At 69.5% G+C, this 23,304-nt stretch carries 21 protein-coding genes; 14 read left to right on the forward strand and 7 right to left on the reverse strand.

What is annotated here, in order from left to right:
* Window positions 1-164 precede the first annotated feature (164 nt).
* A complete protein-coding gene (locus NF681_11800; GenBank protein ID UST53022.1) occupies window positions 165-1,301 on the forward strand; it encodes an iron-containing alcohol dehydrogenase in 1,137 nt (378 codons plus the stop codon).
* Between the two features lie 37 nt (window positions 1,302-1,338).
* On the opposite strand, the gene sbcB is transcribed toward NF681_11800, so the two are convergent.
* The 5 genes from sbcB to icd all read right to left on the reverse strand — a co-directional run bounded on the left by sbcB (window position 1,339) and on the right by icd (window position 8,595).
* Entirely contained in the window at window positions 1,339-2,784 is a 1,446-nt protein-coding gene (sbcB, locus tag NF681_11805; protein UST53023.1) for an exodeoxyribonuclease I, read from the reverse strand.
* 25 nt (window positions 2,785-2,809) lie between these two features.
* Window positions 2,810-4,258, reverse strand: a complete 1,449-nt coding sequence (gene cls, locus NF681_11810) for a cardiolipin synthase (protein ID UST53024.1) — start codon at window positions 4,256-4,258, stop codon at window positions 2,810-2,812.
* A 147-nt stretch (window positions 4,259-4,405) separates the two neighbouring features.
* Window positions 4,406-6,727 (reverse strand): ATP-dependent Clp protease ATP-binding subunit ClpA, encoded by a 2,322-nt coding sequence (gene clpA / locus NF681_11815; protein UST53025.1) that lies wholly within the window; start codon window positions 6,725-6,727, stop codon window positions 4,406-4,408.
* 81 nt (window positions 6,728-6,808) lie between these two features.
* Window positions 6,809-7,168, reverse strand: a complete 360-nt coding sequence (clpS, locus tag NF681_11820; protein ID UST53026.1) for an ATP-dependent Clp protease adapter ClpS — start codon at window positions 7,166-7,168, stop codon at window positions 6,809-6,811.
* A gap of 167 nt (window positions 7,169-7,335) precedes the next feature.
* Window positions 7,336-8,595 (reverse strand): NADP-dependent isocitrate dehydrogenase, encoded by a 1,260-nt coding sequence (gene icd, locus NF681_11825; protein UST53027.1) that lies wholly within the window; start codon window positions 8,593-8,595, stop codon window positions 7,336-7,338.
* A gap of 164 nt (window positions 8,596-8,759) precedes the next feature.
* On the opposite strand from icd, the gene NF681_11830 reads away from it, so the two are divergent.
* Window positions 8,760-9,215 carry a DUF192 domain-containing protein gene (locus tag NF681_11830; GenBank protein UST53028.1) on the forward strand — a complete coding sequence of 152 codons (456 nt, stop codon included), beginning with the start codon at window positions 8,760-8,762 and terminating at the stop codon, window positions 9,213-9,215.
* Between the two features lie 53 nt (window positions 9,216-9,268).
* Here the strand turns inward: NF681_11830 and xseA are convergent, their stop codons facing one another.
* Window positions 9,269-10,582, reverse strand: a complete 1,314-nt coding sequence (gene xseA / locus NF681_11835) for an exodeoxyribonuclease VII large subunit (GenBank protein ID UST53029.1) — start codon at window positions 10,580-10,582, stop codon at window positions 9,269-9,271.
* Window positions 10,583-10,882: 300 nt separating this feature from the next.
* Between xseA and NF681_11840 the strand changes: the two genes are divergently transcribed.
* From NF681_11840 to adk, 6 genes are all read left to right on the forward strand, one after another.
* Entirely contained in the window at window positions 10,883-11,515 is a 633-nt protein-coding gene (locus NF681_11840; GenBank protein ID UST53030.1) for a MotA/TolQ/ExbB proton channel family protein, read from the forward strand.
* A gap of 4 nt (window positions 11,516-11,519) precedes the next feature.
* Complete coding sequence (locus tag NF681_11845) at window positions 11,520-11,954, forward strand: biopolymer transporter ExbD (GenBank protein UST53031.1); 435 nt, start codon at window positions 11,520-11,522, stop codon at window positions 11,952-11,954.
* 1 nt (window position 11,955) lies between these two features.
* A complete protein-coding gene (gene lpxK / locus NF681_11850; protein UST53032.1) occupies window positions 11,956-12,969 on the forward strand; it encodes a tetraacyldisaccharide 4'-kinase in 1,014 nt (337 codons plus the stop codon).
* Complete coding sequence (locus tag NF681_11855; protein UST53033.1) at window positions 12,950-13,132, forward strand: Trm112 family protein; 183 nt, start codon at window positions 12,950-12,952, stop codon at window positions 13,130-13,132. The genes lpxK and NF681_11855 overlap by 20 nt, the downstream gene beginning before the upstream one ends.
* Before the next feature lie 5 nt (window positions 13,133-13,137).
* Window positions 13,138-13,908 carry a 3-deoxy-manno-octulosonate cytidylyltransferase gene (kdsB, locus tag NF681_11860; GenBank protein UST53034.1) on the forward strand — a complete coding sequence of 257 codons (771 nt, stop codon included), beginning with the start codon at window positions 13,138-13,140 and terminating at the stop codon, window positions 13,906-13,908.
* Between the two features lie 140 nt (window positions 13,909-14,048).
* On the forward strand, window positions 14,049-14,705 hold the full coding sequence (gene adk / locus NF681_11865) for an adenylate kinase (GenBank protein UST55752.1): 657 nt from the start codon (window positions 14,049-14,051) through the stop codon (window positions 14,703-14,705).
* 37 nt (window positions 14,706-14,742) lie between these two features.
* Here adk and NF681_11870 read toward each other — a convergent pair whose 3' ends face one another.
* Entirely contained in the window at window positions 14,743-15,795 is a 1,053-nt protein-coding gene (locus tag NF681_11870) for an asparaginase (protein UST53035.1), read from the reverse strand.
* A gap of 72 nt (window positions 15,796-15,867) precedes the next feature.
* Here NF681_11870 and lexA point away from each other — a divergent pair, with 72 nt between their 5' ends.
* The 6 genes from lexA (at window position 15,868) to NF681_11900 (ending at window position 23,288) form a co-directional block, all read left to right on the forward strand.
* Complete coding sequence (lexA, locus tag NF681_11875) at window positions 15,868-16,542, forward strand: transcriptional repressor LexA (GenBank protein ID UST53036.1); 675 nt, start codon at window positions 15,868-15,870, stop codon at window positions 16,540-16,542.
* A 255-nt stretch (window positions 16,543-16,797) separates the two neighbouring features.
* Complete coding sequence (locus tag NF681_11880; protein UST53037.1) at window positions 16,798-17,037, forward strand: hypothetical protein; 240 nt, start codon at window positions 16,798-16,800, stop codon at window positions 17,035-17,037.
* Window positions 17,038-17,145: 108 nt separating this feature from the next.
* Window positions 17,146-18,153 (forward strand): D-2-hydroxyacid dehydrogenase family protein, encoded by a 1,008-nt coding sequence (locus NF681_11885; protein UST53038.1) that lies wholly within the window; start codon window positions 17,146-17,148, stop codon window positions 18,151-18,153.
* 87 nt (window positions 18,154-18,240) lie between these two features.
* Window positions 18,241-20,076, forward strand: coding sequence for an ABC transporter ATP-binding protein/permease (locus tag NF681_11890; GenBank protein UST53039.1), 1,836 nt, complete (start codon window positions 18,241-18,243; stop codon window positions 20,074-20,076).
* Window positions 20,077-20,391: 315 nt separating this feature from the next.
* Window positions 20,392-21,810 carry a DUF2868 domain-containing protein gene (locus tag NF681_11895; protein ID UST53040.1) on the forward strand — a complete coding sequence of 473 codons (1,419 nt, stop codon included), beginning with the start codon at window positions 20,392-20,394 and terminating at the stop codon, window positions 21,808-21,810.
* A complete protein-coding gene (locus tag NF681_11900) occupies window positions 21,807-23,288 on the forward strand; it encodes a GTPase/DUF3482 domain-containing protein (protein UST53041.1) in 1,482 nt (493 codons plus the stop codon). Before NF681_11895 ends, NF681_11900 begins: the two co-directional genes overlap by 4 nt.
* Window positions 23,289-23,304: the final 16 nt, after the last annotated feature.

Raw genomic sequence — 23,304 nt, forward strand, 5'->3', positions numbered from 1 at the left:
CACGGGCCGCTCCGTCGGCAGGCCGCGCGCACGGGACGCGCGGTTAGGGTTTCGGTCATGGGCAAGCCGGGCTCCATTGGCTAGATTGAGGGGCTGCGCATCGTACCCGCCGCCTTCCCGGCGACCCGCGCTCCTTTCCTACCCCCCATCTGCACGACCCCGACATGGCCCTCATCCAGTACCTCACCCAGATCCAGTTCGAATTCGGCGCGATCCGCCTGCTCGGCGCGGAGTGCGTCCGCCTGGGCATCACGCGACCCCTGATCGTCACGGACGCCGGCGTGCGCGCGGCCGGCGTGCTCCAGCACGCGCTCGACGCCCTGGGCGACCTGGAGGCCACGGTGTTCGACCAGACACCCTCCAACCCGACCGAGGCCGCCGTGCGCGCCGCCGTCGCGGCCTACCGCGCGGGTCGCTGCAACGGCCTGGTGGCCGTCGGAGGTGGCTCGGCCATCGACTGCGCGAAGGGCGTCGCCATCGCCGCCACGCACGAGGGCCCGCTCAAGACCTACGCCACCATCGAGGGCGGCTCCCCCAGGATCACCGACGACGTCGCGCCGCTGATCGCCGTGCCGACCACCAGCGGCACCGGCAGCGAGGTCGCGCGCGGCGCCATCATCATCGTGGACGACCACCGCAAGCTGGGTTTCCACAGCTGGTCGCTGATGCCCAAGGTGGCGATCTGCGACCCCGAACTCACGCTCGGCCTGCCGCCCCGGCTCACCGCCGCGACCGGCATGGACGCCATCGCGCACTGCATGGAGACGTTCATGTCGGCGGCCTTCAATCCGCCAGCCGACGGCATCGCGCTCGACGGTCTGGAGCGGGCGTGGGGCCACATCGAGCGTGCCACCAAGGACGGCACCGATCGCGAGGCCCGGCTCAACCTCATGAGCGCTTCCATGCAGGGCGCGATGGCGTTCCAGAAGGGCCTGGGCTGCGTGCACTCGCTCAGCCACAGCCTGGGCGGCGTCGACCCGCGCCTGCACCACGGCACCCTCAACGCGCTGTTCCTGCCGGCCGTGATCGCCTTCAACGCGGGCGCCGACTCGGTCCGGAAGGACCGTCGCCTGCAGCGCATGGCCGGCGCGATGAGCCTGGATTCGGCCGGCGACATCGGCGAGGCCATCCGCGACATGGGCGCGCGGCTCGGCCTGCCCGCGGGTCTGGCCGAGGTCGGCGTCACGCCGGCGGTCTTCGAGCAGGTCATCGACGGCGCGATGGCCGACCACTGCCACAAGACCAACCCCCGGCTGGCCACGCGGGACGACTACCGGCAGATGCTCGAGTCGGCGATGTAGCCGCCGGCCGGCACGCAGCCGCTGGACGGCGTGCCGGCTACACGGTCGGCGCGATCGCCTCGGCGTACTCGTAGAGCAGGCCCAGCAGCTCCTCGACGCGCTCGTCGGCGTTGTCCGCCAGCGTGTCGATCTCGGCGAAGAACTGGTCGACGTTGCGCGCGCCGCCCTCGCCCTCGAGCAGCTTCGCGGCGCGGTGCGCCTCCCAGCGCGCGGCCTCCTCGGCCGAGAGGGTCTCGGGGAAATTGCGGGCCCGGTAGCGGAACACCAGCTCACCCAGGCGCGGATCGTCGAAGCCACCGCGCTCCACCGCCAGCTCGGCCGGCGTCAGCGCGCGCAGGCGCACGAGACGGCGCCGGTCGGCATCGCCGATGAAGCCGCCATAGAGGTCCTCGTCGACGTCCGGCGCCCCGGCGGCCGCCGGCCGCTCGAAGGCCTGCGACCACAGTGCGCTCATGTCGGGCAGCGCGGCGGCGCGTGCGGCGTTGCGCAGCGCGGCCTCCATGTCGATGCCCCAGCGTTGCGCCATGGCGGGCGTGAGCGTCTTCAGGTTGCCCACCACCATCGGCGACTTGTTGAGGTGCACGCTCTTGACCGGCAGGCGCTCGACGCCTTCGGGCAGATCGGCGCCGCGCGTGAAGATGCGCTGGCGCAGCGTCGCCGCGTCGAGCTCGCCCAGCACCGCGGGGTCCTGCGACAGGTCCCAGGCGATGATCTCGTTGCGATTGGTCGGGTGGGCGGCCAGCGGCCACATCACGGCCAGGCAGCCGCGCTCGGGCGGGAACATGCCCGAGACGTGCAGGAAGGGCCGGGTCTCGCCGACCGCCGCCGGCAGCCCGAGCTCGCTGGCGACCCGGTCCTTGCGATGCAGCCCGAAGGCGAAATCGAACAGGCGCGGCTGCTTCTGCCGGATCAGTCGCGCCAGCGCGACGGTGGCGCGCACGTCGGAGAGCGCGTCGTGCGCGGCCTCGTGGGCCAGCCCGTTGGCGCGCGTGAGGTCGCCGAGCTTGAAGCTCGGACGGCCGTCCTCCTTCTTCGGCCACTGGATGCCCTCCGGGCGCAGGGCGTGGGTCAGCCGCACGACATCGAGCAGGTCCCAGCGACCGCAGTCGTTCTGCCACTCGCGGGCATAGGGCTCGATCAGGTTGCGCCAGAACAGGAAGCGCGTGACCTCGTCGTCGAAGCGGATCGTGTTGTAGCCCACGCCGATGGTGCCGGGCTCGGCGAACGCGCGTTCGATGCGCGCGGCGAACTCGTGCTCGGGCACGCCACGCTCCAGGGCCGCCTGCGGCGTGATGCCGGTGATGAGGCAGGCCTCGGGGCTGGGCAGGTAGTCCGGCGCGGGTTGGCAGTAGAGCATCAGCGGCTCGCCGATCTCGTTGAGTTCGGCGTCGGTGCGCACGGCGGCGAACTGCGAGGGCCGGTCGCGGCGCGGCACCGCGCCGAAGGTTTCGTAGTCGTGCCAGAGGAAGGTATGGGCGGGCATGGAATTTCGGAGCGGGCTGGAGGAATCAGAGGAGCGGCGACGTGAGGCGCGCGAGCGAGTCGCCCAGGCGTCGCGGGAAGGGCTGTCGGCGATTGGCCTGGACCGGCGAGGCGCTGCGCAGGTCGGTCCTGAACTGCTGCACCAGCGCCTCGGCCAGCGCCGGGCCGTAGACCACCGCCATCACCTCGAAATTGAGGCGGAAGCTGCGGTTGTCGAAATTGGCCGTCCCGACCATGGCGCACTGGTCATCGACCACCAGGGTCTTGGAGTGCAGCATGCGCGCCTTGTACTCCCAGACCTTGACGCCGGCGGCCATGAGTTCGTCGTAATAGGAACGCGCCGCCGCGCTCACGATCAGCGAGTCGCTGCGGCGCGGCACCAGCAGGCGCACGTCGACCCCACGCAGGGCCGCGCTGGTCAGCGCCATCAGCGCCGGCTCGCCCGGCACGAAGTACGGCGTGGTGAGCCAGGCGCGGTGGCTGGCCGACTGGATCGCGGCGACATGCATGCGGTGGATCGCCTCCAGCGGGGTGTCCGGCCCGCTGGTGACGATCTGCGTGGCGATGTCGCCGGGCTGGCTCGGCGGCATCATGCGCGCGATCGACTCGTCCACCATGTGGTGCACGTTCTCGCCGGTGGCGTAGCTCCAGTCCTCCAGGAAGGTGGTCTGCAGCCAGCGCACCGCGCTGCCTTCGATGCGCAGGTGCACGTCGTGATAAGCGTCCGCACGCGTGCGGCGGTCTTCGTCGTCGGTGATGTTGACGCCGCCGGTGAAGCCCACCAGGCCATCGCACACCACGATCTTGCGGTGGGTGCGGTAGTTGGTCACCGGCCGCAGCCGGCGGCCGATGCGGGTGTCGTGGAACAGCGCGACGTGGATGCCCGCCTCGTGCATCGGCGCCATGAAACCGCGTCCCAGGCGCTTGGAGCCCAGCGCGTCGACCAGCAGGCGCACCGCCACGCCCGCCTGCGCGCGTTCGATCAGCAGGTCGCGCAGGGCCGTGCCGATGCGGTCGGGCTCGAAGATGTAGTACTCGAGGTGGACATGGTCGCGCGCGGCGCGGATGGCCTCGAAGATCGCATCGAAGGTGCGCGATCCGCCCGAGAGCAGATCGACCTGGGTCGCGCTCGACAGCGGGATGCCGCACGCGGCCGTGCCGAGCTCGGCGAGCTGCCGCAGCGCGGGCGGGGCCCCCTCGGCCGCCTGTCTGAGCTTGGCCACGTCCGCCGGCGCCTGCGCCTTGGCCCGGCTTCGGATGCGTCGCAGCCGTTGCTTGCGCAGCCGCTGCGGTCCGAGAAAATAGTAGATGACGAAGCCGGCGAACGGCAACAGCGCGAGCGACAGGATCCAGCTCATCGTCGAGACCGGCGCGCGCTTCTGCATGACGATCCAGATCGACAGCACGGCGATGTAGCCGCTCCACGCGAACGACAGGCCGGTGCGCCATTCGGCGTTGATTTCGGGAAGGATCAAGGTACGGTTCGACGCGGCGCGGTCGGCGAGGAAAGGGAGAGATGGAACACTGAGGAAGCGCCGGGCAAAAAAAAGCCGGCAGCGCGATGCTACCGGCCTTCCATGGCGCTTCGACCGACACCCGCCGAGGGATGCCGGCGGGCGCGATCAGCCCGTGGCGGCTTCCTCGGCCTCGGGTTTGGCCCGGCCTTCCTTCTTGGGCAGTGGCTGGATGTCGAGCTGCACCTCGCCCTTGTCGTCCAGGTCCACCGTGAGGCGGCCACCGTCCTGCAGACGGCCGAACAACAGTTCGTCGGCCAGCGCCCGGCGGATCGTGTCCTGGATCAGGCGCTGCATCGGACGCGCGCCCATCAGCGGATCGAATCCCTTCTTCGCCAGGTGCTTGCGCAGCGTGTCGGTGAAGGTGACATCGACCTTCTTCTCGGCCAGCTGCGTCTCCAGCTGCAGCAGGAACTTGTCGACCACCCGCAGGATGACGGTCTCGTCCAGGGCCTTGAAGCTCACCGTCGCGTCCAGGCGATTGCGGAACTCCGGCGTGAACAGGCGCTTGATGTCGGCCATCTCGTCACCCGACTCGCGCGGGTTGGTGAAGCCGATGGTCGCCTTGTTCATGGTCTCGGCCCCAGCGTTCGTCGTCATGATGATGATGACGTTGCGGAAGTCGGCCTTGCGCCCGTTGTTGTCCGTCAGCGTGCCGTGGTCCATGACCTGCAGCAGCACGTTGAAGATGTCCGGGTGCGCCTTCTCGATCTCGTCGAGCAGCAGCACCGCGTGCGGCTTCTTGGTGACGGCTTCGGTCAGCAGGCCACCCTGGTCGAACCCGACGTAGCCTGGAGGGGCACCGATCAGGCGGCTGACCGCGTGACGCTCCATGTACTCCGACATGTCGAAGCGCATCAGCTCGATGCCCATGATGTAGGCGAGCTGCTTGGCCGCCTCGGTCTTGCCCACGCCGGTCGGTCCGGAGAACAGGAAGGAGCCGATCGGCTTGTCGCCCTTGCCCAGGCCCGAACGCGCCATCTTGACGGCCGAGGCCAGCACCTCGAGCGCCTTGTCCTGGCCGAACACCACGCTCTTGAGGTCGCGTTCCAGCGTCTGCAGCTTGCCGCGGTCGTCGTTGCTGACGTTGGCCGGAGGAATGCGCGCGATCTTCGCGACGATCTCCTCGACCTCGGTCTTGCTGATGGTCTTCTTGCGCTTGCTCGGCGCCAGGATGCGCTGGGCCGCGCCGGCCTCGTCGATCACGTCGATCGCCTTGTCGGGCAGATGACGGTCGTTGATGTACTTGGCGCTCAGTTCGGCCGCGGCCTGCAGCGCGGCGACCGCGTACTTCACGCCATGGTGCTCCTCGAAGCGGCTCTTCAGCCCCTTGAGGATGTCGACCGTCTCCTGCACCGTCGGTTCGACCACGTCGACCTTCTGGAAGCGCCGCGACAGGGCCGCGTCCTTCTCGAAGATGCCGCGGTATTCCGTGAAGGTGGTCGCGCCGATGCACTTGAGCTGGCCACTGGAGAGCGCCGGCTTGAGCAGGTTGGACGCGTCCAGCGTGCCGCCCGACGCCGCGCCGGCGCCGATCAGCGTGTGGATCTCGTCGATGAACAGCACCGCGTTGGGCTTGTCCTTGAGCGACTTGAGCACGCCCTTCAGGCGCTGCTCGAAATCACCGCGGTACTTGGTGCCGGCCAGCAGCGCGCCCATGTCGAGCGAGTACACGATCGCCTCGGCGAGGATCTCGGGCACGTCACCCTGCGTGATGCGCCAGGCCAGGCCTTCGGCGATCGCGGTCTTGCCCACGCCGGCCTCGCCCACGAGCAGCGGGTTGTTCTTGCGCCGGCGGCACAGGATCTGGATCACGCGCTCGACCTCGTACTCGCGGCCGATCAGCGGATCGATCTTGCCGTCCTTGGCCATCTGGTTCAGGTTCTGCGTGAACTGCTCCAGCGGCGAGGACTTCTCGTTCTTCTCGCCCCCACCTTCCTCGCCCTCGTTGGAAGACGATTCGGCGGCGCCCTTGGCAGCCTCCGGCGGATCGCTCTTCTTGATGCCGTGGGCGATGAAGTTCACCACGTCCAGGCGCGTGACGCCCTGCTGGTGGAGGTAGTAGACGGCGTGCGAATCCTTCTCGCCGAAGATCGCGACCAGCACGTTGGCGCCGGTGACTTCCTTCTTGCCGTTGCCCGTGGACTGCACGTGCATGATGGCGCGCTGGATCACGCGCTGGAATCCGAGGGTCGGCTGGGTGTCGACATCGTCGGTCCCCGCCACCTGGGGCGTGTTGTCCTTGATGAAATTGGTGAGCGACGAACGCAGGTCGTCGACGTTGGCGGAGCACGCACGGAGGACTTCCGCCGCGCTCGGGTTGTCCAGCAAAGCGAGCAACAGGTGCTCGACGGTGATGAACTCGTGACGCTGCTGCCGGGCCTCGACGAAGGCCATGTGCAAGCTGACTTCCAGTTCCTGGGCAATCATGAGATTTCCTTTTGCCTTGCTGTAAATAACTTCTGAGAACTTTTTCGATATGGGTCGGCCCGCATCGAAATCAAGTCGTGCTCAGCCGACGGGCTCGCTGACGCATTGAAGGGGATGACCCGCCTGGTTCGCGGCTTCCATCACCTGATTGACCTTGGTGGCCGCCATGTCGCGGGAATACACGCCGCAGACACCCCGGCCGTCGAGATGGATCTTCAGCATGATCTGGGTCGCCGTCTCGCGGTCCTTGCTGAAGAATTCCTGCAGTACGACGATCACGAACTCCATCGGCGTGAAGTCGTCATTCAACATGACGACCTGAAACATCTGAGGTGGCGCGGTCTTCAGCGGACGCCGCTCCAAAACGACCGAATCGCCGTCTCCCCGACCCGGCTTCTGCGCTGGCGGTGTGGGAGGGTTCGTGGGGTTTCTGGTTGCCATGAATTTCATTCTATCGAGCGACGTCGCGCTCTGTCGGAAGCACAGGATGTGGAGACACGGCATGTGGAATCAACCGGGGCCAATGAAAAAGCCCCAGCACATCGCGTGCCGGGGCCCAGGGATTTCGAACGCCGTTCCCGACGTTCGGACACCTGTGTACTTAGTTCCTACATCTTCGAGATCATCACGTCGCCGAACCCCGAGCAGCTGACCTGCGTCGCCCCTTCCATGAGCCGCGCGAAATCGTAGGTCACCCGCTTGCTCGCGATCGCCTTCTCCAGCGAGGCGATGATCAGGTCGGCGGCTTCGGTCCAGCCCATGTGACGCAGCATCATCTCGGCCGAGAGGATTTCCGAGCCGGGATTGACGTAGTCCTTGCCGGCGTACTTCGGCGCCGAGCCGTGCGTCGCCTCGAACATGGCGACCGTGTCGCTGAGGTTGCCCCCGGGCGCGATGCCGATGCCGCCGACCTGCGCGGCCAGCGCGTCGGAGATGTAGTCGCCGTTGAGGTTGAGCGTGGCGACCACCGAGTACTCCGCCGGGCGCAGCAGGATCTGCTGCAGGAACGCATCGGCGATGCTGTCCTTGATCGTGATGTCGCGCCCCGTCCTGGGGTTGGGCACCTTCATCCACGGACCGCCGTCGACCAGCACCCCGCCGAATTCCTTCGCGGCCAGGCCATAGCCCCACTCGCGGAAGGCGCCCTCGGTGTATTTCATGATGTTGCCCTTGTGGACGATCGTCACGCTGGGCCGGTCGTTGTCGATGGCGTACTGGATCGCCTTGCGCATCAGGCGTTCGGTGCCTTCCTGCGACACGGGTTTGATGCCGATGCCCGAGGTGGCCGGAAAGCGGATCTTGCGCACGCCGAACTCGGTCTGGAGGAAATCGATGAGTTTCCTGGCCTTCTCGCCGCCCGCCTCGAACTCGATGCCCGCGTAGATGTCCTCGGAGTTTTCCCGGAAGATGACCATGTCGATCTTCTCGGGCTGTTTCACCGGCGAAGGCACGCCGGCGAAGTAGCGCACCGGGCGCAGGCAGACGTACAGATCGAGCTCCTGGCGCAGCGCGACGTTCAGCGAGCGGATGCCGCCTCCCACCGGCGTGGTCATCGGGCCCTTGATCGAGATGACGTAGTCGCGCACGGCGTGCAGGGTCTCCTCGGGCAGCCAGACGTCCGGGCCGTACACGCGGGTCGCCTTCTCGCCGCCGTACACCTCCATCCAGTGGATCCTGCGGCGACCGTCATAGGCCTTGGCGACGGCCGCGTCCACGACCTTGATCATCACCGGAGTGATGTCGGCGCCGGTGCCATCGCCCTCGATGTAGGGGATCACCGGCTCGTCGGGCACGTTGAGCGAGTTGTCGGCGTTGACCGTGATCTTCCGGCCTTCGGCGGGAACCTGGATGTGCTGGTAGCTGGACATGGCGATGGGACGGGGAAAGCCGCGGAGAGCGAAAAAAGGCGATCGGTGCGCGAGCGCGTCGGGAGCCGATCACGGGCCGCGGAATTCTAGGGCCGCGAAAGGATCGACACTGCTACAAAGCGCACTCCCGTCGCCGCTCCACCGCTTCCGAAAGTGATCCCGACATGATTCAGCGTCTCGCCGCCTTCCTCGTCCTCGCCTGCGCCGTTCTGTCCGGCGCCAACGCCCAGGACGCCCAGCTGGACCTGCCCCGCACGCGCCTGACGGCGGGCATGTACCAGATCGACGCCCAGGTGGCCGCCGCGCCGCGCCAGCGCGAGATCGGACTCATGAACCGCAGGGAGATGCCCCAGGCCGAGGGCATGCTGTTCGTCTTCGAGCAACCCGCCACGCAATGCTTCTGGATGAAGAACACGCTGCTGCCGTTGACGGCGGCCTTCGTCGCGGACGACGGCCGCATCGTGAACCTGGTCGACATGCAGCCCCGGACGCTCGACTCGCACTGCTCCAAGGAGCCCGTGCGCTACGTGCTGGAGATGAACCAGGGCTGGTTCGAGCGCAAGAACATCCGCAGTGGCGCCCGCCTCGGCGGAAAGCCGTTCGAAGTCGCGCCACGCTGAGGCCGCGGTCCGCCGGCACGCCACGGCGGTGCCGCTGGCCACACCCGTGGACGTCAGTCGGGGGCGTCCGGACCGGATTCCGTAACGGCCACGCCGGCAACCGTCAATGCAAGCACGCCGTCGGCCAGCCGGGCCGAGACGGCCTGTCCCGGAACCGCCTGCAGTGCGCTCGTGAGGGCATGTCCGTCGGCATCGGCCAGCCAGGCGTAGCCACGCTGGAGCACGTGGGCGGGGTCCAGCAGCCGCAGCCTCGCGCCCAGGCGTTCCAGCCGTTCCCGCCGGCCCGCCGCGGCGGCGGCCAGCGCGGCCGGCAGCGCCGCGCCCAGGGCCTGCTCCCGTTGTGCCAGTCGCGCCCGCTGCGCCGCGACCGCGTAGCGCAGGCGCTGGGCCTCGTGCGCCAGGTGCACGCGCTGCCGCGCCGCCATCATGGACGGACGGCCCAGGCGCGCGGCGGCCATGTCCAGCCGCTGCCCGAGGGTGTCGAGACGTGCGTCCAGGCCATCGCTCAGTCGCTGCCCGATCAGGTCAAGGGCCCCGAGCCAGGTGTCGCGCGGCGCGGCGACCAGTTCGGCGGCGGCCGTCGGCGTCGGCGCGCGCAGGTCGGCGACGAAATCCGCGATCGTGAAGTCGGTCTCGTGTCCGACGCCGCTGACCACGGGCACCGGACTGCGCGCGATCGCGTGCGCCAGCGTCTCGTCGTTGAAGGCCCAGAGGTCCTCGATGGAGCCGCCGCCGCGCACCAGCAGGATCGCATCGACGGGTGGACCGAGCGTGTACAGCGCCTCCAGCGCGGCCACCAGTTCGGCGGGTGCGCCACCGCCCTGGACGGCCGCGGGAGCGATCACCACCCGGATGTGCGGGACCCGGCGGCGCAGCGCCGTGACCACGTCGTGCAGTGCCGCGGCACCGAGCGAGGTCACCAGCCCGACGGCGCGCGGCAGGGGTGGCAAGGCGCGCTTTCGGGCCGGATCGAACAGCCCCTGCGCCTCCAGGCGCGCCTTGCGCTGCAGGAACTGCTCGAACAGCGCCCCCTGGCCGGCCCGCGCCAGACTCTCGACGATCAGTTGGAGGTCGCCCCGTGGCTCGTAGACCGCGAGGCGCCCGCGCACTTCGACCTGATCGCCCTCGCGCGGAACGAAATCGAGCAGGCCGGCCGCGCGCCGGAACATCGCGCAGCGGAGCTGGCCCCCTGGGTCCTTCAGCGAGAAGTAGCAATGTCCGCTCGTGGCGCGTGAGAACCCGGAGATCTCGCCCCGCACGGCGACCGGATTGAAACGTGCCTCCAGCGCATCCGCCACCGCGTGGCACAGCGCGCCGACGTCCCACGTGTGGGGACCCGACATCCTGCCCGGAGGACGCGCGCTCATGGCACCGACCCGGCCAGGGAGGTCACTCTTCCACAATCCGACGATGACCGTTCGTCGGCTGACCCAGGCCCCCGGGAATCGCCCATGTTGCCGTACAACCCATTGATTTCATTAAGGAAAGTAGTGCTCAAAATTCGCTCGATCTGATGCAAGCCCCGACCAGCGGGGCTCGGAGCGACTTTCCAGCTTACTTGCTCACAAAGTTATCCACAGATTCTGTGCGTGGATGCGGGCATTCTTCGACCCGTGGAACCGGGAGCGTGGCGGTCATAATCGCCGCGCATTCGGAAGGACCCGCCCTTGTTTTCCATCATCCTCGCCGCCGGCTGGCCGATCTGGCCCTTGCTGGCCTGTTCGGTCCTGGGGCTCGCCCTGGTCATCGAGCGTTTCGTGAGCCTGCAGCATGCGCGCGTCGTGCCGTCCCGGTTGCTCGACGACGCGATCATCGCGTCGCGCAACGGGGTTCCCGCGCCCGAGGTGGTCGCCAAGCTCGAGCGCAGTTCGGCCCTGGGACAGGTGCTGGCGGCGGGGTTCCGGGCGCTCGGCAGCGATGCGCGATGCACCGAGGACGACCTGCGCGCGGCCATGGAGGCGGCGGGTCGGCGGGTCGCCCACCAGCTCGAGCGCTGGCTGCCCGCATTGGCCACCATCGCCTCGGCCGCGCCGCTGCTCGGCCTGCTGGGCACGGTCATCGGGATGATCGAGATCTTCGGCTCCCAGACGGGCACGGGCGGCGGCATGGGAACCGGCAATCCGGCCCAGCTCGCCCAGGGCATCTCGATCGCGCTCTACAACACGGCCTTCGGCCTGATGGTGGCGATTCCGGCGCTGATGTTCTGGCGTTATTTCCGTACCCGGGTCGACGGCTACCTGCTCCACCTCGAGCTCGCGGGCGAGCGCTTCGTGCGTCACCTCGCCACGCTTCGGACGTGAACGCATGACACGCCCGCGCTTGCAGTTCCGCCGCGCAGCGCGCGACGAGCCCGAGATCAACCTGATTCCGTTCATCGACGTGCTGCTGGTCGTGCTGATCTTCCTGATGCTGTCGACCACCTACGGCCGCTTCACGGAGCTCCAGCTGCGGCTGCCGGCCGCCGACACCGAGACGCGGCGCGAGGTGCCGCGCCAGGTGGTCGTCGCGGTCGCGGCCGACGGCCGCTACGTGGTCGGCAAGACGACGCTGGACGGCCAGGGCGTCGCCGAGCTGGCGACCGCGATCGGCGCGGCGGCCGAGGGTCCCGACAGCGTGGTCGTGATCGATGCCGACGAGCGGTCCAGCCATCAGTCTGTCGTCCGGGTGATGGAGGCCGCACGCCGCGCGGGGCTGCTTCACATGACCTTCGGTGCGCGGGCGAGCGCGCAGGGCCGCTGACGTGGCGCTGCAGGACGACTGGCTGCGACGCGGCCCGCGGGCCTGGGCGCTTCGACCGGTGGCGTGGCTGTTCGGGCGGGTCGCCGCCGCGCGACGCGCACTCTTCGCCCTGGGTTGGCTCGAGCGCGAGGGTGTTCCGGTGCCCGTCGTTGTCGTCGGCAACGTGGTCGCGGGCGGTGCCGGCAAGACGCCGGTGGTGATGGCCGTCGTCCGGCATTTCCAGGCCCGCGGGATGGTCGTCGGTATCGTTTCGAGGGGCTTCGGCCGCCGTACCGACGACTGTCGCGAGGTCCACCCCGACAGCGATCCGGGCGATGTCGGCGACGAGCCGGCGCTGCTGCGGCGCGTCACCGGCGCCCCTGTGTTTGTCGCGCGGCGGCGCGTCGAGGCGGCACGCGCCCTGCTGGCACGGCACCCCGGTGTGCGACTGATCGTCAGCGACGACGGCCTGCAGCACCTGGCGCTGCGCCGCGACGTCGAGGTCTGCGTCTTCGACGACCGTGGCATCGGCAACGGCTGGTTGCTGCCCGCCGGGCCCCTGCGGGAGCCCTGGCCGCGCGCCTGCGACCTCGTGCTCCATACCGGGGACCAGCCGGCCATGGCCGACGGCGCGCGCGCCATTCCCGGCTTCGGCGCGCGCCGGGCCCTGGCCGATCACGCACGGCGCAGCGACGGCTCCACCGTGCCGCTCGCCGACCTGCGGGCCCTGCCGCTGGTGGCCGTCGCCGCCATCGCCAAGCCGGAAGGCTTCTTCTCGATGCTGCGCGCGCGCGGGCTGGCGCCGATGGCCTGCGTCGCCCTGCCCGACCACGACGACTTCGCCGGCTGGACGCCGCCCCGGACCGCGTCCGGCGCGCGGCCCGCCGTCGTCGTCTGCACGGAGAAGGACGCCGTCAAGCTGTGGCGCATCCGGCCCGACGCCCTGGCCATCGCGCTGGTGTTCGAACCCGAGCGGGCCTTCTTCGACGCCCTCGATGCGAAGCTATCATCGTGCGATGGATTCCAAGCTGCTTGAACTGCTCGTCTGCCCTGTCACGAAGGGACCCTTGACCTGGGACGCCGGCACGCAGGAACTGAGGTCCCGCAGCGCGCGCCTGGCCTATCCGGTGCGCGACGGCATCCCCGTGCTGCTCGAGACCGAGGCCCGCATCCTGTCGGACGACGAACTCGGCCTCTGAAGCGGATGACGCCCTTCGTCGTCCTGATCCCGGCCCGATTGGCATCGAGCCGGTTGCCCGACAAGCCGCTCGCCGACCTCGCCGGCCTGCCGATGGTCGTGCGCGTCGCGCAGCGCGCTCGCCTGTCGCGCGCGACCCGGGTGATCGTCGCCGCGGACAGTCCGCGCATCGTGGAAGCCTGCCGGGTCCATGGCGTGGAGGCCCTGCTCACGCGCGACGACCACCCGAGCGGAAGCGACCGGCTGGCGGAGGCCTGCACGCGATTGGGGCTCGGCGACGACGAGATCGTGGTCAACGTGCAGGGCGATGAACCCCTGATCGACCCGGCCCTGGTCGACGCGGTGGCGGATGCCCTGGGTGGCGATCCCGGCGCCGACATGAGCACGGCCGCACACGCCATCGATTCGCAGGAGGATTTCGTCAATCCGAACGTCGTCAAGGTGGTCCTGGACGGCCGAGGGCGCGCGATGTATTTCAGTCGCGCCCCGATTCCCTGGTGGCGCGACGGCGATGTTTCCACGGACGGTCAGCGTGCCCTGCCACGGTCGCCCGCACCCTTGCGCCATGTTGGCATCTACGGGTACCGCGCAGGCTTCGTGCGTCGCTTTCCGATGCTCCCGGCCGCGCCGGTGGAAGCCATCGAAGCCCTGGAACAATTGCGCGCGCTCTGGCATGGCCATCGCATCGCCGTGCACGTGAGCACGCTCCGACCCGGTCCGGGCGTCGATACACCGGAAGACCTGATCCGCGTGCGCGCGCTCCTGCGGCAGGAATGAGCGTCGTTGACGTTCGTTGACGGGCGTTGCCGTCGGGAATCACCCGGGGGTGGCGCATGTTATTCTCAAGGCAACCTGCCTTGCGAAGCCGTTGGTATTCACGGGGCGCAGAAGAATTCCAAAAAACGTCCGAGGACACCATGAGACTGATTTTATTGGGCGCCCCCGGCGCGGGCAAAGGCACGCAAGCCGCATTCATCTGCCGACAGTTTTCGATCCCGCAGATCTCCACCGGAGACATGCTGCGCGCGGCGGTGAAGGCGGGCACGCCCCTCGGACGGCAAGCCGAAGCCGTCATGGCGTCGGGTGCCCTCGTGAGCGACGACCTGATCATCAATCTGGTGAAGGAACGTCTGGCGCTGCCCGACTGCGCCAACGGGTTCCTGTTCGACGGCTTCCCGCGCACCCTGCCCCAGGCCGACGCCATGCGCAACGCCGGGGTCAAGCTCGACCATGTGCTGGAGATCGACGTGCCTTTCGGCGACATCATCGAGCGCATGAGCGGCCGTCGTTCGCACCCTGCCTCGGGCCGCATCTATCACGTGAAGTTCAATCCGCCGCAAGTCGAAGGCAAGGACGACGTGACTGGCGAGGACCTCGTGCAGCGCGACGACGATCGCGAAGACACGGTGCGCAAACGGCTCGATGTCTACAGCCAGCAGACCCGGCCGCTGGTCGACTACTACTCGCGCTGGGCCAAGGAAGAACCCGACGCCGCGCCGCGATACCACGCGATCAGCGGTGTCGGCAGCGTCGACGAGATCACCCAGCGCGCACTGGCAGCCCTGGGCGACTGACCGTCGGTGGCCACGGCCCGACGGCATCGGCATCGGGTCAGGTGCCGGGCGGTGTCGCTGGCGACTCCATCAGTTCGAGCATCAGCGCGATCCGCGCCTTGACGGGCGACAGGGCATCCGCGCTGCGCAGACGCGCCGTACCGTCCGCGTCGGCCGGAACGTCTTCCCGGGCCTCGACGATGCGCCCGCTGGCGCAACGCGTCGCGCGCCGCACGGCGACACCGGCCGCCTGCGCGCGCAGGGCGGCGGCCGTCAGTTCCCGGTGCACCGTGCCGTTGCCTGTCGAGGCGATCACGAGGCCATGCAGCCGGTCGACCGCGTTCTCGGCGGTCGCTTCCCCCGACGCGCGCACCATCAGATCGACCATCCACCCGGTCGCGCCGGCATGGCTGGTCACGATCTCCACCCTCGGCCATGCTGCCGGTTCCGTGCGGGCCACCTGTTCGAGACGCCCGCGTGCCGCGACCCCGCCGTCGGCGGCCGACGGCCACGCGCGCACGCGCCGTAACACGCCCTCCTCCACATGACCCAATGCCCCGGCATCGCCGGAGTCGAAGGCGTCGAGCCGGTAGGTGTGCACCTTGCGCACGTCGATCGCGCCATGGACCGTGCCGGCGGCGACGGCGCACACGCCGTGCGCTCCCGGTGTCGCGGCCACCGCGATCGCATCACGGAGGTTCTGCGGTCCGTCCGACGCCAAGGCCGTCGAGGGCCGCATGGCACTCACGAGAACGACCGGCTTCGCGGGCGCGAGCACGTGCTGCAGGAAGAACGCCGTCTCCTCCAGCGTGTCCGTCCCATGGGTCACGACGATGCCGACCACGTCCGCCTCGGCCAACCAGGCGGCGCAGCGCAGCGCGAGCGACCGCAAGGTCCTCGCGTCCATGTCCTTGCTGTCGAGTTGCGCGACCTGTTCGGCAAGCAGGGTGAATCCGGAGGGTGCGGTCGTGCCCTGCAGCATGTCCGCCACGCCGATCTGTCCGGCGACATAGCCGATGTTGTCGTCCGGGACCGAAGCCTTGCCGGCGATGGTGCCACCGGTGCCCAGTACCACGATGCGCGCGGCCTGGTTTGAAGCGTCGTCGAGCATGTCTTGCAAAGTTTTCAAAACTGTTCAAAAATACAGATACTGGATGTCCAGACAGTATCGCAAGGAACTTCCATGCAATTCCCCATCAAGCTTACAACCCGGCAGCAACAGATCCTCGACCTGATCGGTGCGGCCATCGCCCGCACCGGGGCGCCGCCCACGCGCGCCGAGATCGCAGCCGAACTCGGCTTCCGCTCGGCTAATGCCGCCGAAGAGCACCTGCAGGCCCTGGCGCGCAAGGGTGCCATCGAACTGGTCAGTGGCACGTCGCGTGGCATCCGGCTCAAGGGCGACGCACTGCGCTCCCTGAACGCCTCGCGCAACAACCAGTTCTCGCTGGCGTTGCCGGGCGCGTCGCAGCTGCCGTTGCCATTGGTCGGTCGTGTGGCGGCGGGCTCGCCCATCCTGGCACAGGAGCACGTCGAGCAAACCTACTACGTCGAACGGACGATGTTCCAGCACCAGCCGGACTACCTCCTGAAAGTGCGCGGCATGTCGATGCGCGACGCCGGCATCATGGATGGTGATCTGCTCGCCGTGCAATCCACCCGCGAGGCCCACAACGGGCAGATCGTGGTGGCGCGCCTGGGCGAGGAAGTGACCGTCAAACGGCTCAAACGCACCGGCGAGGCCGTCGAGCTGCATGCCGAGAACCCCGACTATCCGACCATCTTCGTGCAGCCCGGCGAGCCCTTCGAGATCGAGGGACTGGCCGTGGGCCTGATCCGCAACACGATGCTCATGTAGGTTGGCCGACGCCGATGTGGCGCGGCGCGCGGACGGACGCCTGGCGTCCGTCCGCGGCCGGGTCGCGACCCGATGGGTCTGGACCGCCGGTCCCCATCGCCTTTTCGACAATCACTCAGTCAACTGGAGATCCACATGGGAATCGCTTTGCTCGCCTTGGTCGACCTGCTCTCACCTCTGCAATCCCTGGCCAATCGTTGGATGCCGGCGCGCGGGTCGGGATCCGACCGCCCGGTCGGATCACGCCATGCGGCGATGCGCACCGGCCGCGCCATGCATCCCGGCGCGGCGGCGGACGCGGGTCTGACGCCCGCCTGCGCCACCGCGCCGGTCCGTCCGCTGCGCATCGTGCGCACATCCGACGCCCAACGCCGCTCCGGCGTGACCGGGCGGCTGGTGCTGTCGGGACGCCTGGCCGACGTGTGCGACGAACTCGATCGGCTCGCTGCCCTGGAAGCGGCCGAACTGTCGCGCAGCACCGGCACGCTGCACTAACCACAAACCGACCTGAAGGCAGGGAGTCGGTCCGAGGCGCATCGCCGTCCGGTCTTGCCCAGTGCGCGCGGACGCCGGCCCGCGGGGTGCGAGGCACAATGACACGCCATGAACATTGTGATCCTCGACGACTACCAGGACGCGGTGCGCAAGCTGCGCTGCGCCGCCAAGCTCGATCCCTACACGGCCAAGGTCTACACCAACACGGTCAAGGGCATCGGTCAGCTCTCGATCCGCCTGAAGGACGCCGACGTGATCGTCCTGACCCGGGAACGCAGCCAGATCTCGCGCCAGCTGATCGAGAAACTGCCCCGGCTCCGCCTGATCTCGCAGACCGGTCGCGCCGGCCCTCACATCGATGTCGCCGCCTGTACCGAGCACGGCGTCGCCGTGGCGGAGGGTGTCGGATCGCCCGTGGCCCCGGCGGAGTTGACCTGGGCGCTCATCATGTCCGCCATGCGCCGGTTGCCGCAGTACATCAGCAACCTCAAGCACGGCGCGTGGCAGCAGTCGGGTTTCAAGTCGGCGTCGATGCCACCGAATTTCGGGCTCGGGTCGGTGCTGAAGGGGAAGACGCTGGGCATCTGGGGCTATGGACGCATCGGACAGCTGGTGGCGCGATACGGACAGGCCTTCGGCATGCAGGTGGTGATCTGGGGGCGCGAGGGCAGCCGCGAGCAGGCCCGCTCCGACGGCTTCCAGGTGGCGCCGAGCCAGGAAGCGTTCTTCGAGACCGCCGATGTGCTGACGTTGCATCTGCGCCTGAACGGCGCCACGCGCGGCATCGTGGGTTTCGACGACCTGTCGCGCATGAAACCGACGGCCCTGTTCGTCAACACCTCGCGCGCCGAACTGGTCGAGCCCGACGCATTGCTCACGGCACTCAACCGCGGTCGTCCGGGCATGGGTGCGGTGGACGTCTTCGAGAGCGAGCCCCCGTTGCAGGGTCATGCGCTGCTGCGCCTTGAAAACTGCATCTGCACGCCGCACCTGGGCTACGTCGAGCTGGACAGCTACGAGTCCTACTTCGGTCAGGCTTTCGACAATGTGGTGAACTTCGTGCAGAACCATCCGACGAACATCGTGAATCCCGAGGCGTTGCAGCGGCATCGCTGAAACCCGTGCGACGCCGCCGCCTGCGTGGCGGCGGCAGGCGGCGACGCCGCGACGGTGCGGGAAACGCCAACGAAAAATTCCCAAACCGTGTTCCGTTTCTTCGAAAAGCTCCTCCCCCCCTATCCGACCGCCGAGCCGACCGTTCCGCCGGACCGGTTCATCCCTTTCATCTGGGCCTGCACGCAGGGCACGCGCGGCCTGGTGGTCACGATGGCGCTGCTCACGGCCGTCATCTCGGCGTTCGAGGCGTGGCTGTTCGCGATGCTCGGCCGGATCGTCGACTGGCTCGGGGGTCAGGCGCCGCAGCGCCTGTGGGAAGAGCGTGGCGCCACGCTGGGCTGGATCGTCGCCGCGCTGGTGGCCAGCGTCGCGGTGGTGGCGCTGCAGACCATCGTCAAGCACCAGGCGCTCGCGATCAACCTGCCGATGCGGCTGCGCTGGAACTTCCACCGTTTGCTGCTCGGCCAGAGCATGTCCTTCTACCAGGACGAATTCGCCGGCCGGATCACCGCCAAGGTGATGCAGACGGCTATCGCGGCACGCGACACGATCTTCGTGCTGGCCGACGTGCTCATCGCCATGGGCGTCTACGTCACGACCATCATCGTGCTGGCCGCCGTCCTGGACCGGCAGTTGATCGTGCCCTTCGCGGTCTGGCTGGTGCTCTATGTCGCCGCGCTGTGGTTCTTCGTGCCGCGGCTGGGCAAGGTGGGTCGGGCGCAGGCCGACGCGCGCTCGCTCATGACCGGTCGCATCACCGACGCCTACACCAACGTCGCGACCGTCAAGCTGTTCTCGCACACGCACCGCGAAGCCGGCTTCGCGCGCGAGGCGATGCAGGAGTTCCAGGTCACCGGCAACGCGCAGATGCGGCTGGTGAGCGCCTTCGAGATCGTCAACCACGCGCTGAGCATGGGCCTGACCGCCGGCATGGCGGGGATGGCGCTCTGGCTGTGGTCGCAGGGCACGGTGGGCGTCGGCGCGGTGGCCGCGGCGACGGCGATGGCGCTGCGCCTGCAGGGCATGTCGCACTGGATCATGTGGGAGATGACGAGCCTGTTCGAGAACATCGGCACGGTGCAGGACGGCATGAAGACCCTGTCGCGGCCGCGCACGGTGCTCGACGTTCCCGCCGCGCCGGCGCTCACGGTCCCGCGTGGCGAGGTGCGCTTCGACCACGCGAGCTTCAGCTATGGCAAGGCGGGCGGCCGCCGCATCATCGACGACCTGAACCTCACGGTGCGCCCGGGCGAGAAGATCGGCCTGGTCGGACGCTCCGGCGCGGGCAAGTCGACCCTGGTGAACCTGCTGCTGCGCTTCCACGACCTGGAAGCCGGCCGCATCCTGATCGACGGGCAGGACATCGCGAAGGTCACGCAGGACTCGCTGCGCGCGCACATCGGCATGGTGACGCAGGACACTTCGCTGATGCATCGCTCGGTGGCGGACAACATCGCCTACGGCCGGCCGGACGCGAGCGACGACGAGGTGGAGGCCGCGGCCGAACGCGCGGAAGCGCACGTCTTCATCCGCTCGCTGGGCGATGCGAAAGGCCGTGTGGGCTACGACGCCCACGTCGGCGAGCGTGGCGTCAAGCTCTCCGGGGGACAGCGCCAGCGCATCGCCATCGCGCGCGTGATGCTCAAGGACGCGCCGATCCTGCTGCTCGACGAGGCGACCAGCGCGCTCGATTCCGAAGTCGAAGCCGCGATCCAGGCCAGCCTCTACCGGCTCATGGAAGGCAAGACCGTGATCGCCATCGCGCACCGCCTGTCCACCATCGCCGCGATGGACCGGCTGATCGTGCTCGACGAGGGCCGCGTGGTGGAGGAAGGCGATCACGCCTCCCTGCTGGCGCGCAACGGCCTCTACGCGCGCCTGTGGTCGCACCAGAGCGGCGGCTTCCTCGGCGAGACGCCCTGAACCATGGACGGCGGCGCGGCGGGTCAATGGCGAGTCCTACAGACCGCGCCGCCCGTTGCCGACAGGCGATTTCCCGCACGATGCGAAGGTCTTTGTTTCGTCAATCACGAGGAGTCCATTCATGAATTCAATCATCTACATCGTGGGTCTGGTCGTCGTCGTGGTGGCGGTGCTGTCGTTCTTCGGCCTGCGCTGATCCACCGCCTTCCACCCGCCTGCATGTCGGGATCGAACGGGGCCGCCATCGCGGCCCCGTTTCCTTTTGCGCGGCGCGCCTGAAGCCACATGCCTCTCACCGTTCCTGCGCCCTCCGCGATGTCGAGGCGCGATGCGCTGATGACCGAGGCCGTCCGTCTGATCGAGGAGACCGGACCGCTCGACGATGCCGACGTCCTGCGGACGGCCCACGCGACGGAGGCGACGGCGCCGGCGCGCATCGCGATGCGCGCCCGGTTGCTGGGCGGCCGCGTCGGCCTAGACGCCGAGCTCGACCGGCTCCGGCACTGGGCGCCCTGGATCGGCGCGGGGCTGGTGGCATCGATCGTCATTGCCAGTCTGGCGCTCGCCGGCGGCGTCACGGAGGGGAGCGAGCGCCGCATCAACGTGGTCGCCGCGCTGTCGAGTCTGTTGGGGATACATGTCCTGACGCTGGCCGTCTGGCTGGTCACGCTGGCGCTGCCCTCGCGCACCGCCGGCGAACCCCGGCGCTCGCTGGGGTGGCTGTGGGCGACGCTGACCGCCCGCGTGGCCGGGGGCCGCCACGGCCAGTCACCCGTGCTGGTGCGCGCGGCGACGCGGCTGATGGCGCGGGCGCGGCTGCTGCCCTGGGCGGCGGGCATCGCCAGCCATGGACTCTGGACGCTGTCCTTCCTCGTCGTGCTGGGCGCGTTGCTGTTCGCGCTGGCCTTCCATCGCTACACGCTCGACTGGGAAACCACCATCCTCGAGCCCGGGTTCTTCCTGCGCGTCGTCGAAGGCCTGGGCCACGCGCCCGCATGGCTGGGTTTTCCCGTGCCCGACGCCACCGCCGTGATGGCGCCGCGGAGAGCGGCGGGCACGGCGGGCCTGGTCGATCCCGCCGCGCAACGCACCTGGGCGCTGTGGCTGGTCGGCTGCGTGGTGGTCTACGGGCTGCTGCCGCGCGCGGCGCTGCTGCTGCTGAGCCTGGCGGTGTGGCGCGCGCGCCGCGACGCCCTGGCGCCCGACCCCTCGCATCCCTACTACCGGCGCCTCGCGGCGCGCTTCGATGCGCTGACGCCGCCGGAGGTCGTCGATGCCGATCCGGGCGCGCCGCCGTCCCGGACCGCGTCGCATCGCCCGGCCGTGGCAGGCGGGCACGGTGCCGCGATCGCCGTGGGCGCGTTCGAACTCGCCCCGGACCATCTCTGGCCCCCGACCGGACTGCCCGAGGCGGTCTCGGCACTGCCGGCCTCCGACGGTGGCGCGCGCAGCCGGCGCGAACTGCTCGACACCGTCGCCCGGCTGCGGCCGGCCGTCCTGGTGCTGGCCGTCCGCGCGGCGTCGAGTCCGGACCGCGGCACCGAACGCCTGCTGCGCGAATTGCTTGCGCACAGCGGCGCGTGCCGCCTGTGGCTCGTGCCCGGCGCGGAGGACGACGCCACGGGGCGTGCACGCTGGCGGCGCTGGCTCGTCGACGCGGGATTCGAAGCCGTGACGGCGAGCGACACCCTCGCCGACGCCCTGGCCCCGGCGCGCCCGGAGGCGATCGCGTGACCCCGCCGGCCCGACCCGACGCGGAGGCCGCCGTCACGGCCGCCGAAGCCCTGCGCATCGCCGTCGTCGGCCACACCAACGCCGGCAAGACCTCCCTGCTGCGCACCCTGACGCGGCGCATCGACTTCGGCACGGTGTCCTCGCGTCCCGGCACCACGCGGCATGTCGAGCGCGTCGATCTGATGGTGGACGGCCGCGCCGCCGTGCGTTTCCTGGACACGCCGGGGTTGGAGGACGCCGTCGGGCTGGGCGAGCACATCGAGCGCATCGCACCGGCCGACGGCCCCGGCGCGGCCGGCGCGACGCCGCCCGAACGCATCCGCCGCTTCCTGGCCGGCCCGGAGGCCCATGGCGTCTTCGAACAGGAAGCCAAGGTGCTGCGCACCCTGCTGGACGTCGACGCCGCCTTCCTGGTCATCGACGCGCGCGAGCCGGTGCTGCCCAAGTTCCGCGACGAGATCGAGCTGATCCGGTCCTGTGCCCGACCCGTGCTGCCGGTGCTGAACTTCGTGCGCGCCGCCGACCATCGCGAACCCGAGTGGCGCGCCCTGCTGGCGGCCTACGGCATGCACGCCGTAGTGCGCTTCGACGCCGCCGCGCCTTTCGTCGGGGCCGAACGCGACCTCTACCAGGATCTGGTGACCCTGCTTCGCGAGCGCCGCGCACCGCTGGAGGACGTGATCGCTTTCCTGGGGCGGGAGGCCACCGCGCGCCGGAACGCCGCCGCCGGCCGCATCGCCGAACTGCTGGTCGACGTCGCGTCGATGCGCCGGACGGCGACGCTCGCCGAGTTCGACGATGCGGCACGGCGCGCACCGTTGCTGTCGGCCCTGCATCAGGCGGTGTTCGACAAGGCCCAGCGCTGTGCTTCCGACCTGCTCGCGCTGTACGGCTTTCGCGAAGGCGATGCGAGCGAGGCGCCGCTGCCCCTGCTCGAAGGACGCTGGTCGATGGACTTCTTCAGTCCCGAGGCCATCAAGGACGCCGGGCTGCGCCTGGGCAAGGGTGCGGCGGTGGGCGTGGCCGTCGGCGTGGCGGCCGATCTGGCGGTGGGCGGACTGTCGCTGGGCGCCGGCGCGGCGCTGGGCGGCGCCATCGGGGGCGCGATCGCGCAGGGCTGGGGGCCGCTCGGCCGCAAGGTGGTCAACGCGCTGCGCGAGGTGCGCGAGGTGAGCGTGGAGGACGGTGCGCTGCACCTGATCGCGGAGTGGCAGATCGCGCTCGTGCACGCGCTCGCGCATCGCGGTCACGGCGCCACGGGTCCGGTCGCCGCCGCCGTGGACGGTCCGGGAGCGCACCACGTGGCGCTGGCGGTGCGCGCGGCGCGACCGGCGCGCAATCATGCCGACTGGGAAGTCAAGGCCGACGGCGCCCGCTGGCGCACGGCCGCCTCGGCGCGCCGCCAGGCCCTGGTGGCCGTCGTGGCGGTCCGCCTGGAAGCGGCGCTGCGCGACGCCGACGACCCGGCGCCCCCCTGATCGACCGACGACTACA

It is taken from the genome of Comamonadaceae bacterium OTU4NAUVB1 (assembly GCA_024372625.1).
Lineage (GTDB): Bacteria > Pseudomonadota > Gammaproteobacteria > Burkholderiales > Burkholderiaceae_C > Variovorax.